The 13,580-nt window shown below is 48.2% G+C and carries 18 protein-coding genes and 1 other annotated feature; all 18 genes read left to right on the forward strand.

All coding sequences use genetic code 11. From position 1 onward, the window contains the following. The 18 genes from ispD (at position 1) to SY83_RS11345 (ending at position 13,355) form a co-directional block, all read left to right on the forward strand. Positions 1-693 (forward strand): 2-C-methyl-D-erythritol 4-phosphate cytidylyltransferase, encoded by a 693-nt coding sequence (gene ispD / locus SY83_RS11265; protein WP_068606541.1) that lies wholly within the window; start codon positions 1-3, stop codon positions 691-693. Next, on the forward strand, positions 693-1,169 hold the full coding sequence (ispF, locus tag SY83_RS11270) for a 2-C-methyl-D-erythritol 2,4-cyclodiphosphate synthase (protein WP_068606543.1): 477 nt from the start codon (positions 693-695) through the stop codon (positions 1,167-1,169). The genes ispD and ispF overlap by 1 nt, the downstream gene beginning before the upstream one ends. Before the next feature lie 53 nt (positions 1,170-1,222). Then, positions 1,223-2,686, forward strand: coding sequence for a glutamate--tRNA ligase (gltX, locus tag SY83_RS11275; RefSeq protein WP_068606545.1), 1,464 nt, complete (start codon positions 1,223-1,225; stop codon positions 2,684-2,686). Positions 2,687-3,089: 403 nt separating this feature from the next. Then, a complete protein-coding gene (gene cysE / locus SY83_RS11280) occupies positions 3,090-3,800 on the forward strand; it encodes a serine O-acetyltransferase (protein WP_068606547.1) in 711 nt (236 codons plus the stop codon). 3 nt (positions 3,801-3,803) lie between these two features. Then, on the forward strand, positions 3,804-5,219 hold the full coding sequence (gene cysS, locus SY83_RS11285) for a cysteine--tRNA ligase (RefSeq protein ID WP_068606549.1): 1,416 nt from the start codon (positions 3,804-3,806) through the stop codon (positions 5,217-5,219). Continuing rightward, entirely contained in the window at positions 5,216-5,629 is a 414-nt protein-coding gene (locus SY83_RS11290) for a Mini-ribonuclease 3 (protein WP_068606551.1), read from the forward strand. The genes cysS and SY83_RS11290 overlap by 4 nt, the downstream gene beginning before the upstream one ends. A gap of 26 nt (positions 5,630-5,655) precedes the next feature. Next, a complete protein-coding gene (gene rlmB, locus SY83_RS11295; protein WP_068606554.1) occupies positions 5,656-6,399 on the forward strand; it encodes a 23S rRNA (guanosine(2251)-2'-O)-methyltransferase RlmB in 744 nt (247 codons plus the stop codon). Between the two features lie 5 nt (positions 6,400-6,404). Continuing rightward, positions 6,405-6,926 (forward strand): NYN domain-containing protein, encoded by a 522-nt coding sequence (locus SY83_RS11300; RefSeq protein WP_068606556.1) that lies wholly within the window; start codon positions 6,405-6,407, stop codon positions 6,924-6,926. Positions 6,927-7,123: 197 nt separating this feature from the next. Next, entirely contained in the window at positions 7,124-7,741 is a 618-nt protein-coding gene (sigH, locus tag SY83_RS11305; RefSeq protein ID WP_407944593.1) for an RNA polymerase sporulation sigma factor SigH, read from the forward strand. Between the two features lie 142 nt (positions 7,742-7,883). Then, positions 7,884-8,972 carry a hypothetical protein gene (locus SY83_RS11310; RefSeq protein WP_068606560.1) on the forward strand — a complete coding sequence of 363 codons (1,089 nt, stop codon included), beginning with the start codon at positions 7,884-7,886 and terminating at the stop codon, positions 8,970-8,972. Positions 8,973-9,162: 190 nt separating this feature from the next. Continuing rightward, the gene (gene rpmG / locus SY83_RS22720; protein ID WP_082882478.1) at positions 9,163-9,312 is read left to right on the forward strand and encodes a 50S ribosomal protein L33; all 150 of its coding nucleotides are present in this window, start codon (positions 9,163-9,165) and stop codon (positions 9,310-9,312) included. 24 nt (positions 9,313-9,336) lie between these two features. Continuing rightward, a complete protein-coding gene (secE, locus tag SY83_RS11315; protein ID WP_068606562.1) occupies positions 9,337-9,549 on the forward strand; it encodes a preprotein translocase subunit SecE in 213 nt (70 codons plus the stop codon). A gap of 30 nt (positions 9,550-9,579) precedes the next feature. Further along, positions 9,580-10,113: a transcription termination/antitermination protein NusG gene (nusG, locus tag SY83_RS11320; RefSeq protein ID WP_068611058.1), complete on the forward strand. Its 534-nt coding sequence runs from the start codon at positions 9,580-9,582 to the stop codon at positions 10,111-10,113. Positions 10,114-10,245: 132 nt separating this feature from the next. Continuing rightward, positions 10,246-10,671, forward strand: coding sequence for a 50S ribosomal protein L11 (gene rplK / locus SY83_RS11325; RefSeq protein ID WP_068606563.1), 426 nt, complete (start codon positions 10,246-10,248; stop codon positions 10,669-10,671). 79 nt (positions 10,672-10,750) lie between these two features. Next, positions 10,751-11,443 carry a 50S ribosomal protein L1 gene (gene rplA, locus SY83_RS11330; RefSeq protein WP_068606565.1) on the forward strand — a complete coding sequence of 231 codons (693 nt, stop codon included), beginning with the start codon at positions 10,751-10,753 and terminating at the stop codon, positions 11,441-11,443. 102 nt (positions 11,444-11,545) lie between these two features. Then, positions 11,546-11,695: a sequence feature (ribosomal protein L10 leader region), on the forward strand. Between the two features lie 36 nt (positions 11,696-11,731). Next, complete coding sequence (gene rplJ, locus SY83_RS11335; RefSeq protein WP_068606567.1) at positions 11,732-12,229, forward strand: 50S ribosomal protein L10; 498 nt, start codon at positions 11,732-11,734, stop codon at positions 12,227-12,229. A 54-nt stretch (positions 12,230-12,283) separates the two neighbouring features. Further along, positions 12,284-12,646, forward strand: coding sequence for a 50S ribosomal protein L7/L12 (gene rplL, locus SY83_RS11340; protein ID WP_068606569.1), 363 nt, complete (start codon positions 12,284-12,286; stop codon positions 12,644-12,646). A gap of 106 nt (positions 12,647-12,752) precedes the next feature. Beyond that, on the forward strand, positions 12,753-13,355 hold the full coding sequence (locus tag SY83_RS11345) for a class I SAM-dependent methyltransferase (RefSeq protein ID WP_068606571.1): 603 nt from the start codon (positions 12,753-12,755) through the stop codon (positions 13,353-13,355). Positions 13,356-13,580: the final 225 nt, after the last annotated feature.

Here is a 13,580-nt window from a genome sequence, read left to right on the forward strand (position 1 = left end):
ATGAATCAGCTGGGCGTAGTGGTCGTGGCGGCAGGCAAAGGCTTGCGTATGGGCACCAAGGAAAGCAAACAATATTTACGGCTGAACGGAAAGCCGATATTGGTACATACATTGGAAGTGTTCAACAGGATGCAGGACGTGGATGAGGTCGTATTGGTTGTAGGCGCTGATGATGTTGAGCGTTGTGAAACCTACGTACGGGATTTCGGATTGACCAAAGTAAAGCACGTTATCGCCGGCGGATCCGAACGTCAGCATTCGGTGTATCAAGGCTTGGCGGCTCTGAATACGGATTGGGTGCTGGTGCATGACGGTGTACGGCCGCTCATTCGTGAAGAAGACGCTCTACGTTGCTTGCAGGGCGCGCGGCAATCCGGGGCGGCCGTGTTAGCGGTGCCTGTGAAAGATACAATCAAGATTGTGAATGAGGTAGGTGTCATCACCACGACGCCGGACCGCAAGAGCTTGTGGGCGATCCAAACGCCGCAGGCTTTTCGCCGTTTGGCATTGATGGCAGCGCATGAAGATGCGGCGGGAGAAGGTTTTCTGGGCACAGACGACGCGATGCTGGCCGAAAGGGCCGGAACGGAAGTGCATGTGGTTGAAGGCGATTATACGAATATTAAAATTACGACGCCCGAAGATTTGGATTGGGCGGAATACTTGCTGGGGAAACGGGGAGCGATGAATTAATGATACGCGTAGGACAAGGGTTTGATGTGCACCAACTGACGGAAGGCAGGAAATGTATTATCGGAGGCGTCGATATTCCGTATGAAAAGGGTTTGCTGGGTCACTCCGACGCGGACGTACTTTTACACGCGATTACAGATGCTATATTGGGCGCTCTGGGTCGCGGAGATATCGGCACACACTTCCCGGATACGGATGCCGCATTCAAGGATGCGGACAGCCTGGAGTTACTGAAGGAAGTGTGGGCATTCTCCAAGGAAGCGGGATTTACCCTTGGTAACCTTGATGCGACAATTATTGCGCAGAAACCGAAGATGGCGCCGTATATCCCGCAGATGGCCGAGATTATCGCGCAAGCTCTCGAGGCGGACCGGTCCCAAGTGAATGTGAAAGCAACGACAACCGAGCAGCTAGGCTTTGCCGGACGGGGCGAAGGGATTGCCTCGCAGGCGGTTGTTCTCTTAATTCAGAAGTGATAGAATCGGAAGGATAAGCAGTTGATCAGGATTTCGAGAGGGGAATTACAAGCATGGAGAGGGAAGTTCGTGTCCGGTACGCGCCAAGTCCAACCGGGCATTTGCATATAGGAAACGCGAGAACGGCGTTATTCAATTATTTATTCGCCCGCAGTCGCGGGGGAAAGTTTATTATCCGGATCGAAGATACGGATGTGAAGCGGAACGTGGCCGGCGGCGAAGAGAATCAGCTTACGTACCTGAGCTGGCTGGGTATGGACTGGGATGAGAGCATCGACAAGGGCGGAGAGTACGGACCTTACCGCCAGACCGAGCGTATCGACCTGTATAAAGAACAGTATGAGAAGCTGATTGCAGAAGGTAAAGCCTACTACTGTTATTGCACGGAAGAAGAGCTGGAGCAGGAGCGGGAAGAGCAGACCGCGCGCAGCGACATGCCGATGTACTCCGGCAAGCATCGGGACTTGACGGACGAACAGCGCCGAGCGTTTGAAGCTGAAGGCCGTGTGCCAAGCGTGCGTTTTCGTGTGCGCGAGGGAGCCGTGTACACCTTTGACGATATGGTGAAAGGTTCTGTCTCCTTCGAAGGGGACGGCATCGGCGACTTCGTCATCGTGAAGAAGGACGGCATACCGACCTACAACTTTGCCGTTGTAGTCGATGATTACCTCATGCGCATTTCCCATGTGTTGCGCGGTGACGATCATATCTCGAACACGCCGCGACAATTGATGATCTATGAAGCGTTGGGCTGGGAGCCCCCGGTATTCGCACATATGACGCTGATTGTGAATGAGAGCCGCAAGAAGCTGAGCAAACGGGATGAGTCCATCATTCAATTCATCGAGCAATATGATCGACTGGGTTTCTTGCCGGAAGCCTTGTTTAACTTTATTACATTGTTAGGCTGGTCTCCTGAAGGTGAGGACGAGATGTTCACCCGTGAGGAACTGATCAAGGTATTCGATCCGGGCAGATTGTCGAAGAGCCCGGCCGTCTTCGACACAACCAAACTGAACTGGATGAATAACCAGTACATGAAAAAAGCGGATACTGAACGAGTTACGGCCATGTGTATCCCGCATCTGCAACAAGCTGGCCGGATTCCAGCAGAGCTGGATACGGCGTCGGAGCAGTGGGTCACGCTTCTTGTCGGTTTGTATCAGGAACAACTGAATTGCGCGGCGGATATCGTGCCTATAACATCGCTGTTCTTTGATGACATCGGAGAACTGGAAGAGGACACGAAAGCGGTTCTCGCGGAAGAACAGGTTCCTGCGGTGGCGGAGGCTTTCCTAAAGGAAGTGGAGAATGCCCAAGAATTTAGCGCCGATGGGATGAAAGGATTGCTAAAGAATGTGCAAACCGAAACGGGATTCAAGGGCAAGCAATTGTTCATGCCGATTCGGGCTGTTCTGACCGGCCAGGTTCACGGGCGCGACTTGAATCAAACGCTGTTCCTTCTTGGTAAGGACAAGGTGGTTCAACGTTTGCAACAATTTTTGTCTACAAAATAATGATGATTCCGTATAAGTTATATTGTCTGTGAGGCTGATATTGGATATACTGTAAGCATAGGAATACAATAGCGATGAAGAGGAAAGTACGTTTAAGCGAGGAATCCCAGAGAGGATAACCGGCAAGGGATGATTGGCCGAGTGGAAGTTATTTGTTCCCCTTAAGCGGAAATGCGCCTGTGAGCTGCGCTTTTGATAACAACGTCCGTTCACGGACGGTTGGGGTAGAGAGTGCCGGATTATCCACGTTACGGATCCAAGACGGACATCTTAACGATGCCCAAGCAGAGTGGAACCGCGGATCACGCCTCTGCAGCGAATTAACGCTGCAGAGGCTTTTTGTTTGTACAGGGGAAGTTCATTTCATCATAAGGGTTACTCCCGGGGGAAGAGGGTAGGCGTCATGTTTCGCACAATGAGGTCGGATATCCAAGCAGTGTTCGACAACGATCCGGCGGCGAGAAGTCGGTTTGAGGTTATTTTCACCTATTCAGGTTTGCATGCCATCTGGGCTTATAGAATCGCGCACTGGTTTTATTTGCGTCAGTGGTTTACGTTAGCGCGCATGATTTCCCAAATCAGCCGATTTTTTACCGGCATTGAAATCCATCCTGGAGCGACCATCGGGGAGCGGTTATTTATCGATCACGGCATGGGTGTGGTCATCGGCGAAACGTGTGAAATCGGGAATGATGTCGTCTTGTACCAAGGGGTGACTCTCGGGGGAACGGGTAAAGAGAAAGGCAAGCGGCACCCTACGATCGGCAATCATGTCGTCGTCTCCTCAGGGGCCAAAATTCTAGGTTCGTTTACAGTAGGAGATCACGCGAAGGTAGGCGCGAATTCCGTCGTACTTAAAGCTATTCCGGCTTGTACAACGGTAGTGGGCATTCCCGGCCGAATTGTAAAGTATAACGGGAAGCGTATGGATGACAAACTAAACCATAGCCAAATGCCGGATCCAATCATTGAAGCATTCCGTTTTATGCAGAAGGAAATTCATGAGCTGAAGCAGGAAGTGGAACAATTGCGCGAGGGCAAGAAGCGGGAGAAGCCGAGCGAGACCGAGTTTCTGACCCGCGAAAGAGAAGCGACCAAGAAAGCTGAGGTATAGATTATGACCCTACACATATTCAACACGATGAGCCGGGAGAAAGAACCCTTCGTTCCGCTCGAACCAGGTAAAGTGAAGATGTACGTATGCGGCCCGACCGTATATAACTACATTCATATCGGGAATGCCCGTCCGGCGATATTCTTTGATGTCGTGCGGCGTTATCTTGCGGCAACGGGGTATGATGTTACCTATGTGCTGAACTTTACGGATGTGGATGACAAAATGATTCGCAAAGCCGAAGAACTGGGCGAAACAGTCCCGCAGATCGCGGAAAAGTTCATTGGCGCTTACTATGAGGATGTCCGCGGTTTAGGCATTCAGGATGCGGATATTCATCCGAGGGTGACCGAAACGATGGATGAAATCATTGAATTCATCCAGGGCTTGCTGGACAAAGGCTACGCCTATGTAAGCGAAGGAGATGTCAATTTCCGTACGTCGCGATTTGAAGAGTACGGAAAGCTGTCGCATCAGAATCTGGATGAATTGCAATTTGGAATCCGTATTGGTGTCGATGAGCGCAAAGAAAACGCGCAGGATTTTGTGCTCTGGAAAAATGCCAAACCCGGGGAGATTCATTGGAAGGCGCCTTGGGGTGAAGGACGTCCGGGTTGGCACATTGAATGCTCTGCCATGATTAAGAAGTATTTGGGCACGACCATTGATATTCACGGCGGCGGACATGACTTAACGTTTCCCCATCATGAGTGTGAAATTGCGCAGACCGAATCTTACACAGGCGAGAAATTCGTCAATTACTGGATGCATAACGGCTACATTAACATTAACAATGAGAAAATGTCCAAGTCACTCGGCAACGGCATTAATGTAGTCGAACTCAGACAACGCACGAAACCGCAGGCCATCCGTTATTTCATGCTTTCGGGCCACTATCGCAGCCCTCTGAATTTCAGCGAGGAGAGCTTGAAACAGGCTGAAAACAGTGTGGAACGAATTTGGAATTCGTATGGGAATCTTCAGCATCGATATACCAATGCCGCAGCCATTCAAGCTGTTGACGGGACGTTTGATCATCCTGAAATTACGGCTAAGCTTGAAGAGATCCGATCCGATTTCTATACACGCATGAACGATGACTTTAGTACACCGGATGCGATTACAGCATTATTTAACCTGGTCGCGGAAACCAATCTGTACCTGCAACAAGGAGTGGTAGGAGAGCCAGTACTGCGGCGGATGCTGGATTTATTCCAAGAGTTCGATGCGGTATTGGGTATACTGGAACAAGAGATTCCGGCTTTGTTGGATGAAGAAATTGAACGTTTGCTAACCGAGCGGGTGGAAGCTCGTCAAGCCAAGAATTGGGCGCGTGCGGACGAAATTCGTGATATGCTGACGGAGAAAGGCATCCTGTTGGAAGATACGCCGCAAGGGATGCGTTGGAGAAGGAAATGAGTGAAGTAATTACGAATCAACCTATCTATTTTCCCCCTGCCAAAAGAGCAGATCTAATGAATCCGCTGGTATTAGCCTATATGGGCGACGCCGTCTATGAAACCTTCATACGACAATATGTCGTGTCCCAGCCGAATCACAGGCCCAATCATCTGCACAGGGAAGCCACAAAGTTTGTTTCCGCCAAGGCGCAGGCCAGGGCTTTGGATCGCATGCTACCTTTATTGACGGAAGAAGAGGTAGATATCATGAAGCGGGGCCGGAACGCCAAGTCCGGGAGCTCCCCGAAGAATACAGATATCCTGGTTTATCGTCACAGCACGGCCTTCGAGTGCTTATTGGGTTATCTGTACTATCAACAACGGTTCGATCGTCTGGATGAACTCATGCGCTTCACCTTAGAGAAATAACAAAGATAAATCAGGAGGCAGTTCACATGGAAGAAGAATATATCGCCGGGAAGCACTCCGTACTGGAGGCGCTCCGCTCCGGCCGGGGCATGAATAAATTATGGATCGCGGAAAACGCGCAGAAGCAGTTGACGCAACCGATACTCGCGGAAGCCAAGAAGGCGGGAGTCATAGTCCAGTACGTGGACAAGCGCAAGCTGGACCAGATGGCTGACGGCGTGCAGCATCAAGGCGTCATGGCTCAGGTGGCCGCTTATGAATACGCCGAAGTCGAGGATCTGCTCGCGGCGGCCAAGGCCAAGAACGAGGATCCGTTCCTGATCATCCTCGACGAGATTGAGGATCCGCATAACCTCGGATCCATCTTAAGAACCGCTGACTGCACCGGCGTTCACGGCGTCATCATACCCAAGCGGCGCTCGGTCGGCCTCACCGCTACGGTATCCAAGACGTCCGCCGGCGCCGTCGAATACGTGCCGGTTGCGCGAGTGACGAATATCGCGCAAACGATCGACCAGCTCAAGGAGCTGGGTGTGTGGATCGCGGGTACGGATGTTTCCGCGAAGGAAGATTTGTACCGCACCAACCTGAACATGCCGATCGCCATCGTCATTGGCAATGAGCAGAAGGGTGTGGGGCGGTTAATCAAGGAAAAGTGCGACTTCCTGCTTAAGCTGCCGATGTTCGGACAGATCAATTCCCTGAACGCTTCGGTTGCCGCCGGCGTGTTCATGTATGAGGCCGTTCGCCAGCGCCAAGCGGCAAAGTAATCGCCATGAGGGAGATGGAAGAGTACTTGGTGGTGGACGGCTACAACATGATCGGCTCCTGGCCGGAACTGATCAAGCAGAAACAAATCAGTCTCGAGTCCGCTAGGGACCGCCTGATTGAGATGCTGTCGGAGTATCAGTCGTTTACCGGAATGAAGGTGATCGTCGTATTTGACGCTTACCTCGTTCCGGGGACAGGTTCCGAGCTTACGCAGAGCAAGGTGGCCGTACAATTCACACGGGAGAAGGAAACGGCGGATGAAGTCATTGAGCGTCTTATGTCGGAATTAACCAAACGCCGAAGACAGATTTATGTGGCTACTTCCGATTGGATCGAACAACATGTTACCTTCGGTAAAGGCGCGCTTCGCTTGTCGGCGAGAGAACTGCTAAGCGATATTGAAGACAGTAAACGCGAAATTCATGTTCAACTGAAGGAGCAGCAAACCCATTCTTCGCGCAACACGCTGGATAATAAACTGAGCCGGGATATGAAGCTTCTGTTCGAACGATGGAGACGGCAATAAGCGGATGTAAGTCATTTGTAAATTTGACGAAAAGGTGTCAAAACCTGCGGATCCCTTATTGACGGTTCTAGGTTACATAATATATACTTGGGATATTCTTTTTTGAAAATATAGGAAATGCATAAGCGCACCTGATATGGAATTTGCCTTGCGGGCCGGAGGGATTGTTGGTGGTTATCGACCTCAAAGAACTGAGAATGTACGAATATGATCTCAAAACCGACGAAGACATTGTCGACATGGTCCGTGATGACAATAGCGAAGCGCTTGAGTACTTGATTAACAAGTACCGTAACTTTGTCCGTGCCAAGGCGCGTTCCTATTTCCTGATCGGGGCCGATCGCGAGGATATCGTGCAAGAAGGCATGATCGGACTGTACAAGTCTATCCGCGATTTCCGCGGGGACAAGCTGGCCTCCTTCAAAGCTTTTGCGGAATTGTGCATTACCCGGCAGATTATTACGGCAATCAAGACAGCCACCCGGCAGAAGCATATCCCCCTGAATTCCTACGTTTCTTTGGACAAGCCTATCTATGATGAGGACTCTGACCGAACTTTGCTTGACGTTATTTGCGGCTCCCGTGTAACGGACCCGGAAGAACTGATGATCAACAAGGAAGAGTTTAGCGGACTCGAAGATATGATGGGTGAAATTCTGAGCGACCTGGAACGTAAAGTGTTAATGCTGTACCTGGACGGAAGATCCTATCAAGAAATCGCGGTGGATTTGGACCGGCATGTGAAGTCGATCGATAACGCCCTGCAACGTGTGAAGCGTAAGCTTGAAAGGTATCTGGAAGTAAGGGAATTATAATACAATGTATCTGCTGAGAGGGCTCCGTTTGGGGCTTTTTTTGTTTGTGCGCAAGACAAGAATCCATTTCCCAGTTGAATCTCATTTGGTAGGAAGGGTATAGTAATAGAATGACTACTAGAGTTAAAGAGGGAATGTTGATATGAGTTACCGTAAATTTTTACTGATCTTTAGTGCTTTTACCGTGCTGTTCGCCTCAGGTGTAATGGCTGCTTTTTATACAGTGGACCCCTTGCAATATTACAGACAGGCGTCGGCCTATCCGCCACTGTACTCCTTTCAGGAACGATATCAGAATCCCGGTTTAGCCCGTAATTACGATTACGACACTATCATCCTGGGAACCTCCATGACGCAATGCTTCCGGCCGTCCCATGTGGATTCCATACTCGGTGGCAAGACACTGAAGCTGTCAATTGAAGGATCCTATTCCCAAGAACAGAATTTAATTGCCAATGTAGCTCTGAAGACAGGCAAGGTGAAGCGTGTCATCTGGGGATTGGATTATTTTGCGCTGAGGGAAGGTAAGGATATTGTTCGGGAGGATCAGGGACCTTTTCCTTATTTCTTATATGATGATAATCCGTTGAACGACTATAAATATTTGCTGAATGTAACAACGATGAAAATGTCCTGGGAAATCCTTAAAGGAGAGATGGAAGGGAATCGGCGGGTGAAAAACCTGGACCTTCTTAATAATTGGGACTACCAAGCGACTTACGGCGCGAAGCCGGTGATGGAGAATTACAAGAAAGCTCTGGAGTTGGAACCGGAACTGAGGATTGGCGAAGATACGTTTGAAGAAGTGAAGACGACGTTTGAGGAAAATGTTTATGATCTGGTCAAGGCGCATCCGGACGTGGAGTTTATATTCTTTTATCCTCCTTATTCTATTTTAAGGCAACAGGTGTGGCATGAGCTTAATCCGGACCGGTATCAGAATCAAGAGCTGACGAAAAAGTATATTGTGGATCGGTTCAGCGCCATGCCGAACGTGCAGGTTTATGATTTCCAGAGCGCTAAGGATGTTACGTTCAATCTAGCAAATTATAAAGATGTGTCTCATTATTCGGAAGAAATTAATGTGTGGATGTTAAAGAATTTCAAGACGCGCAAGTATTTGGCCCGACCTGATAATATTGAACAAACCCTTACGGCGTTGAATGAACAGGTAGAGGCATTGGATGTTTCGGTACTGGCGCAACAGACGGACGCACCTGTGAAACAATAGGATGGGCCGTTTAGCTTGCTAAAAATATGTATATAATGCTGGTAAATACAAGTAGCGCAGCGTCAATACAATATCCTTGACATGATATTTGCCTTGTGATAAAGTGTTTTAGGTAGCCCTAATTATGCGTACGAATTTTTAGGTTGAACATAAACGACTATATATAAGGTTGTCTGGGGAGGTGCACAGCATGCGGGTAATCATTACTTTAGCTTGTACGAACTGCAAACAAAGAAACTACGCAACGACAAAGAATAAGCGCAACAACCCCGACCGCATCGAGTTGAAGAAGTACTGCAAGTACTGTAACGAATCAACAGCTCATCGCGAAACGCGGTAGTAGTTCCTTTGGAGGTGTAGTATCGTGGCTTTCATCAGCAGAATGAAACAAAGCTTTGGAACATCATTTTCTTTTTTCACGGACAGCGTAGCTGAACTGAAGAAAGTGAAATGGCCTAGCCGCAAAGAACTGACAAGCTATACAATTGTTGTTGTGCTTACAGTGGTGTTTGTTACGATTTATTTCGCTATTCTTGACCTCGGTATTTCTGAACTGCTGCGTCTTGTATTTGAATGAAAGTAGATCCAAGGGTGGCTTGTTATGGAGATGGAGAAAAGATGGTATGTAGTTCATACCTATTCCGGGTATGAGAACAAAGTGAAAGCCAATTTAGAGAAGCGTGTCGAATCTATGAGTATGACCGACAAGATTTTCCGCGTGCTTGTTCCGATGGAAGAAGAGATTGTGAACAAGGACGGGAAGAAGAAGACCGTTATGCGTAAAGTATATCCGGGCTATGTCCTAGTAGAAATGATTCAGACAGATGATTCTTGGTACGTTGTGCGTAACACTCCAGGGGTTACCGGCTTCGTAGGGTCCACGGGTGCAGGCTCCAAGCCTACAGCTTTGCTTCCTGAAGAAGTTGAATCCATCCTCAAGCATATGGGTATGGAAGAGCCGAAGGCGAAGATTGACTTCGAACTGAAGGAGAACGTACGCGTGAAGGTTGGGCCTTTCGCGAACTTTGTCGGGTCTGTGGAAGAAATTCTCGTGGACAAGATGAAGTTGAAAGTGCATGTGAATATGTTCGGCAGAGAAACGCCGCTAGAATTGGATTTCACGCAAGTAGAGAAGATTTAATTCTTCTTGTTCTTGCTGTGTTTTTCATGAAGCGCGCGGAGACTCTGTGTGGCTTGTCTGCAAGTGGCAGGCCATGGTTTAGTGGGAGGGAAACATCCCGTTACACCACATTATGGCAAGGAGGTGTTTTACATGGCTAAAAAGGTTATCAAGATGGTGAAATTGCAGATTCCTGCAGGTAAAGCGAATCCAGCTCCTCCGGTAGGTCCGGCGTTGGGTCAAGCAGGTGTCAACATTATGGCTTTCTGTAAAGAGTTTAACGCTCGTACCGCAGATCAAGCAGGTCTTATTATTCCTGTTGTTATCACTGTATTCGAGGATCGTTCCTTTACATTCGAAACCAAGACTCCACCGGCTGCTGTATTGCTTCGTGTAGCTGCGGGAATCGCTAAAGGTTCCGGCGAACCGAACAAGAAGAAAGTCGCAACAGTGAAACGCGCGAAAGTTCGCGAAATCGCTGAACAGAAAATGCCTGACCTTAACGCAGCGTCCGTTGAAGCGGCAATGCTGATGGTTGAAGGTACTGCCCGTTCCATGGGTATCGTAGTCGAAGACTAGTCGTTTGTCTCGCGGCCTGCAATGCAGGCTTGCATAGTGGGAGGAATATCCGCTAATACCACAAAGGAGGAGAATATTTATGCCGAAACACGGAAAGAAATATGTAGAAGCAGCAAAGCTGATCGACAGCGAAGCGACTTACGAGTCTCTTGAAGCGATTGAGCTTGTTAAGAAAGCAGCGACTGCCAAGTTCGACGAGACCGTTGAAGTTGCAGTTCGTCTGGGCGTAGATCCAAGAAAACAAGACCAGGCTGTTCGTGGCGTAGTTGTATTGCCGCACGGAACTGGTAAGACTAAACGTGTCCTTGTTTTCGCGAAAGGTGAGAAAGCGAAAGAGGCGGAAGCTGCTGGAGCGGACTTCGTTGGCGATCAAGACCTGATCAACAAAATCCAACAAGGCTGGTTCGAGTTTGATGTCTGCGTAGCTACACCTGACATGATGGCTGAAGTCGGTAAACTGGGTCGTGTACTCGGTGGTAAAGGCCTAATGCCAAACCCTAAAGCTGGCACGGTAACTTTCGATGTAACCAAAGCGGTTCAGGAGATCAAAGCGGGTAAAATCGAATACCGTCTGGATAAAGCAGGACAAATCCACGCGCCAATCGGTAAAGTATCCTTCGATGCAGAGAAGTTGAACGAGAACTTCCGTACACTTGTTGAAGCATTGAACAGAGCTAAACCGGCTGCGGCGAAAGGCATCTACTTGAAGAACATTGCTGTTTCTTCGACAATGGGCCCGAGCGCACGCGTTAACGTACAATCTTTCAGATAAGATAAACTTAAGAGAAGTTATTGTTGGTTGTTAAAGATTGGCAATTGACTAACTCAAATGGTTGTGTTATTCTGATTTACGTTGTTGTTCTGATGTAACATAAACAGTTGAATATGCTAACCGTAGACAGTAGGTGCTTTAAAGCTTAATTTCCTACCGAGGTGTTGTGATATATTAGGTCGTTTTCTTCGTGAAAATTTAACCGAACTTCATGCCTTCGTAGATGTCTACGGAGGCTTTTTCTATGAAGTTTCGGTATGTACCTAGAAATTATAGGAGGTGGACAGTTTGGCAAATACCAAGATTATTGAACAGAAAGAATTACGTGTTGGTGAAGTGGCAACGAAATTGCGCGAGAGCAGTTGTACCGTTGTTGCGGATTACCGCGGATTGAATGTTTCCCAAATTACTGAGCTTCGTAAGCAGCTTCGTGAAGCGGGAATTGAATTCCAAGTGCTGAAGAATTCTTTAACTAGACGTGCTACGGCGCAAACCGAGTTGACAGAATTAGACGAACACCTTACGGGTCCTACGGCGATCGCTTTCTCTACTGGCGATTTGGTAGCCCCAGCGAAAATCCTAACGGCTTTCGCGAAGAAGAACGACGCTCTTAAAGTTAAAGGCGGCGTTGTGGAAGGTCGCGTAGTTGGCTACGATCAGATCAAAGCTCTAGCAGACCTGCCATCCAGAGACGGACTTCTTTCCATGTTGCTTAGCGTACTTCAAGCTCCGGTTCGCAACTTTGCCCTTGCGGTTAAAGCTGTATCCGAGAAGCAAGAAGCTTAATCTATTCACCCTTTTTCAACAAACAAATCTATTTAAAATAACGGAGGTATATCCATGAGTAACGAGCAAATCCTAGAAGCGATTAAAGGTATGACTATTCTTGAACTGAACGACCTGGTAAAAGCAATTGAAGAAGAATTCGGCGTAACAGCAGCAGCACCAGTAGCTGTGGGCGGCGGCGCAGCAGCAGCTGAAGTTGAAGAGCAATCCGAGTTTGACGTAATCCTTAACAACGCTGGCGCATCCAAAATCAACGTAATCAAAGCTGTTCGCGAACTTACAGGCCTTGGTCTGAAAGAAGCGAAAGACTTGGTTGATAACGCTCCTAAAGCAATCAAAGAAAAAGTTGGCAAAGAAGAAGCAGACGCGGTTAAAGCTAAGCTTGAAGAAGCCGGCGCATCCGTAGAAGTTAAATAATTTAGCTTTAATAACGTCCCCTTGAAGCTCACCCTTCAGGGGGACTTTTTTCACACGCAAGAAGACCTGGGTTGACATTCTTTCGAGTTACTATGGAGGTTCATTAATGTCGGAACACTATTATACGAATAAACCTTCTACCGTTCACAAGCGACATACGATTGAACAAGAGCTCGTGGGCCGCAAGTTTACATTCGTGACGGATAGCGGTGTTTTCTCCAAAACAGGTGTCGATTATGGTAGCAAAGTGCTGATTCAGCATATGTCCATTCCTGAGCATGCTGAAGTGCTGGATGTAGGTTGCGGATACGGTCCAATCGGATTAGCGGCAGCAACGCTTGCATCTGCAGGCCGGGTCACCATGGTGGACATTAATGAGCGTGCCGTGGAACTCGCTAAAGAAAATGCGACACGCAACGGGATCTCAAATGTAGACATTATGCAAAGCGATGCGCTTGAAAGTCTGCAAGGCAGAACTTTCGACATCATTCTGACCAATCCGCCAATTCGCGCCGGTAAAGACGTGGTACACTCGATCTTCGAGCAATCTGCGAATCATCTGAAGCCCGGAGGTCAGCTGTGGGTTGTCATCCAGAAGAAGCAAGGCGCCCCGTCAGCCTTATCGAAACTGGAGGATTTATTCTCTAATGTAGAGGAGAAAGCTAAGGACAAGGGATATCGCATTTTTTGCGCAAAAAAAGCAGATTGAGTTGGAATTGACTTCAAATTCTGCTTGTGTTATCATTATAAAATGTCAGTATTGGGATGGTCTCATTTTTCTTTAGTTTGCTAAAATGTCAAGTTCTTTTTTATCATTTTTATGAATAAAAAATCGAGCGTTGACGTATAATGTTTAAATTTTGCGGCAAATCTACAAGAAGTGGGATCATAGGCAACAGCTAGAATAACATTTTTGGGAGCAGAAAACTCTTTG

The organism is Paenibacillus swuensis (assembly GCF_001644605.1).
GTDB lineage: Bacteria > Bacillota > Bacilli > Paenibacillales > DY6 > Paenibacillus_N > Paenibacillus_N swuensis.

What these genes read in the sequence shown, in the direction of transcription:
- ispD (WP_068606541.1), top strand. Translation starts at nt 1, where the DNA reads ATGAATCAGCTGGGCGTAGTGGTCGTGGCGGCAGGCAAAGGCTTGCGT.
- ispF (WP_068606543.1), top strand. Translation starts at nt 693, where the DNA reads ATGATACGCGTAGGACAAGGGTTTGATGTGCACCAACTGACGGAAGGC.
- gltX (WP_068606545.1), top strand. Translation starts at nt 1,223, where the DNA reads ATGGAGAGGGAAGTTCGTGTCCGGTACGCGCCAAGTCCAACCGGGCAT.
- cysE (WP_068606547.1), top strand. Translation starts at nt 3,090, where the DNA reads ATGTTTCGCACAATGAGGTCGGATATCCAAGCAGTGTTCGACAACGAT.
- cysS (WP_068606549.1), top strand. Translation starts at nt 3,804, where the DNA reads ATGACCCTACACATATTCAACACGATGAGCCGGGAGAAAGAACCCTTC.
- SY83_RS11290 (WP_068606551.1), top strand. Translation starts at nt 5,216, where the DNA reads ATGAGTGAAGTAATTACGAATCAACCTATCTATTTTCCCCCTGCCAAA.
- rlmB (WP_068606554.1), top strand. Translation starts at nt 5,656, where the DNA reads ATGGAAGAAGAATATATCGCCGGGAAGCACTCCGTACTGGAGGCGCTC.
- SY83_RS11300 (WP_068606556.1), top strand. Translation starts at nt 6,405, where the DNA reads ATGAGGGAGATGGAAGAGTACTTGGTGGTGGACGGCTACAACATGATC.
- sigH (WP_407944593.1), top strand. Translation starts at nt 7,124, where the DNA reads ATGTACGAATATGATCTCAAAACCGACGAAGACATTGTCGACATGGTC.
- SY83_RS11310 (WP_068606560.1), top strand. Translation starts at nt 7,884, where the DNA reads ATGAGTTACCGTAAATTTTTACTGATCTTTAGTGCTTTTACCGTGCTG.
- rpmG (WP_082882478.1), top strand. Translation starts at nt 9,163, where the DNA reads ATGCGGGTAATCATTACTTTAGCTTGTACGAACTGCAAACAAAGAAAC.
- nusG (WP_068611058.1), top strand. Translation starts at nt 9,580, where the DNA reads ATGGAGAAAAGATGGTATGTAGTTCATACCTATTCCGGGTATGAGAAC.
- rplK (WP_068606563.1), top strand. Translation starts at nt 10,246, where the DNA reads ATGGCTAAAAAGGTTATCAAGATGGTGAAATTGCAGATTCCTGCAGGT.
- rplA (WP_068606565.1), top strand. Translation starts at nt 10,751, where the DNA reads ATGCCGAAACACGGAAAGAAATATGTAGAAGCAGCAAAGCTGATCGAC.
- rplL (WP_068606569.1), top strand. Translation starts at nt 12,284, where the DNA reads ATGAGTAACGAGCAAATCCTAGAAGCGATTAAAGGTATGACTATTCTT.
- SY83_RS11345 (WP_068606571.1), top strand. Translation starts at nt 12,753, where the DNA reads ATGTCGGAACACTATTATACGAATAAACCTTCTACCGTTCACAAGCGA.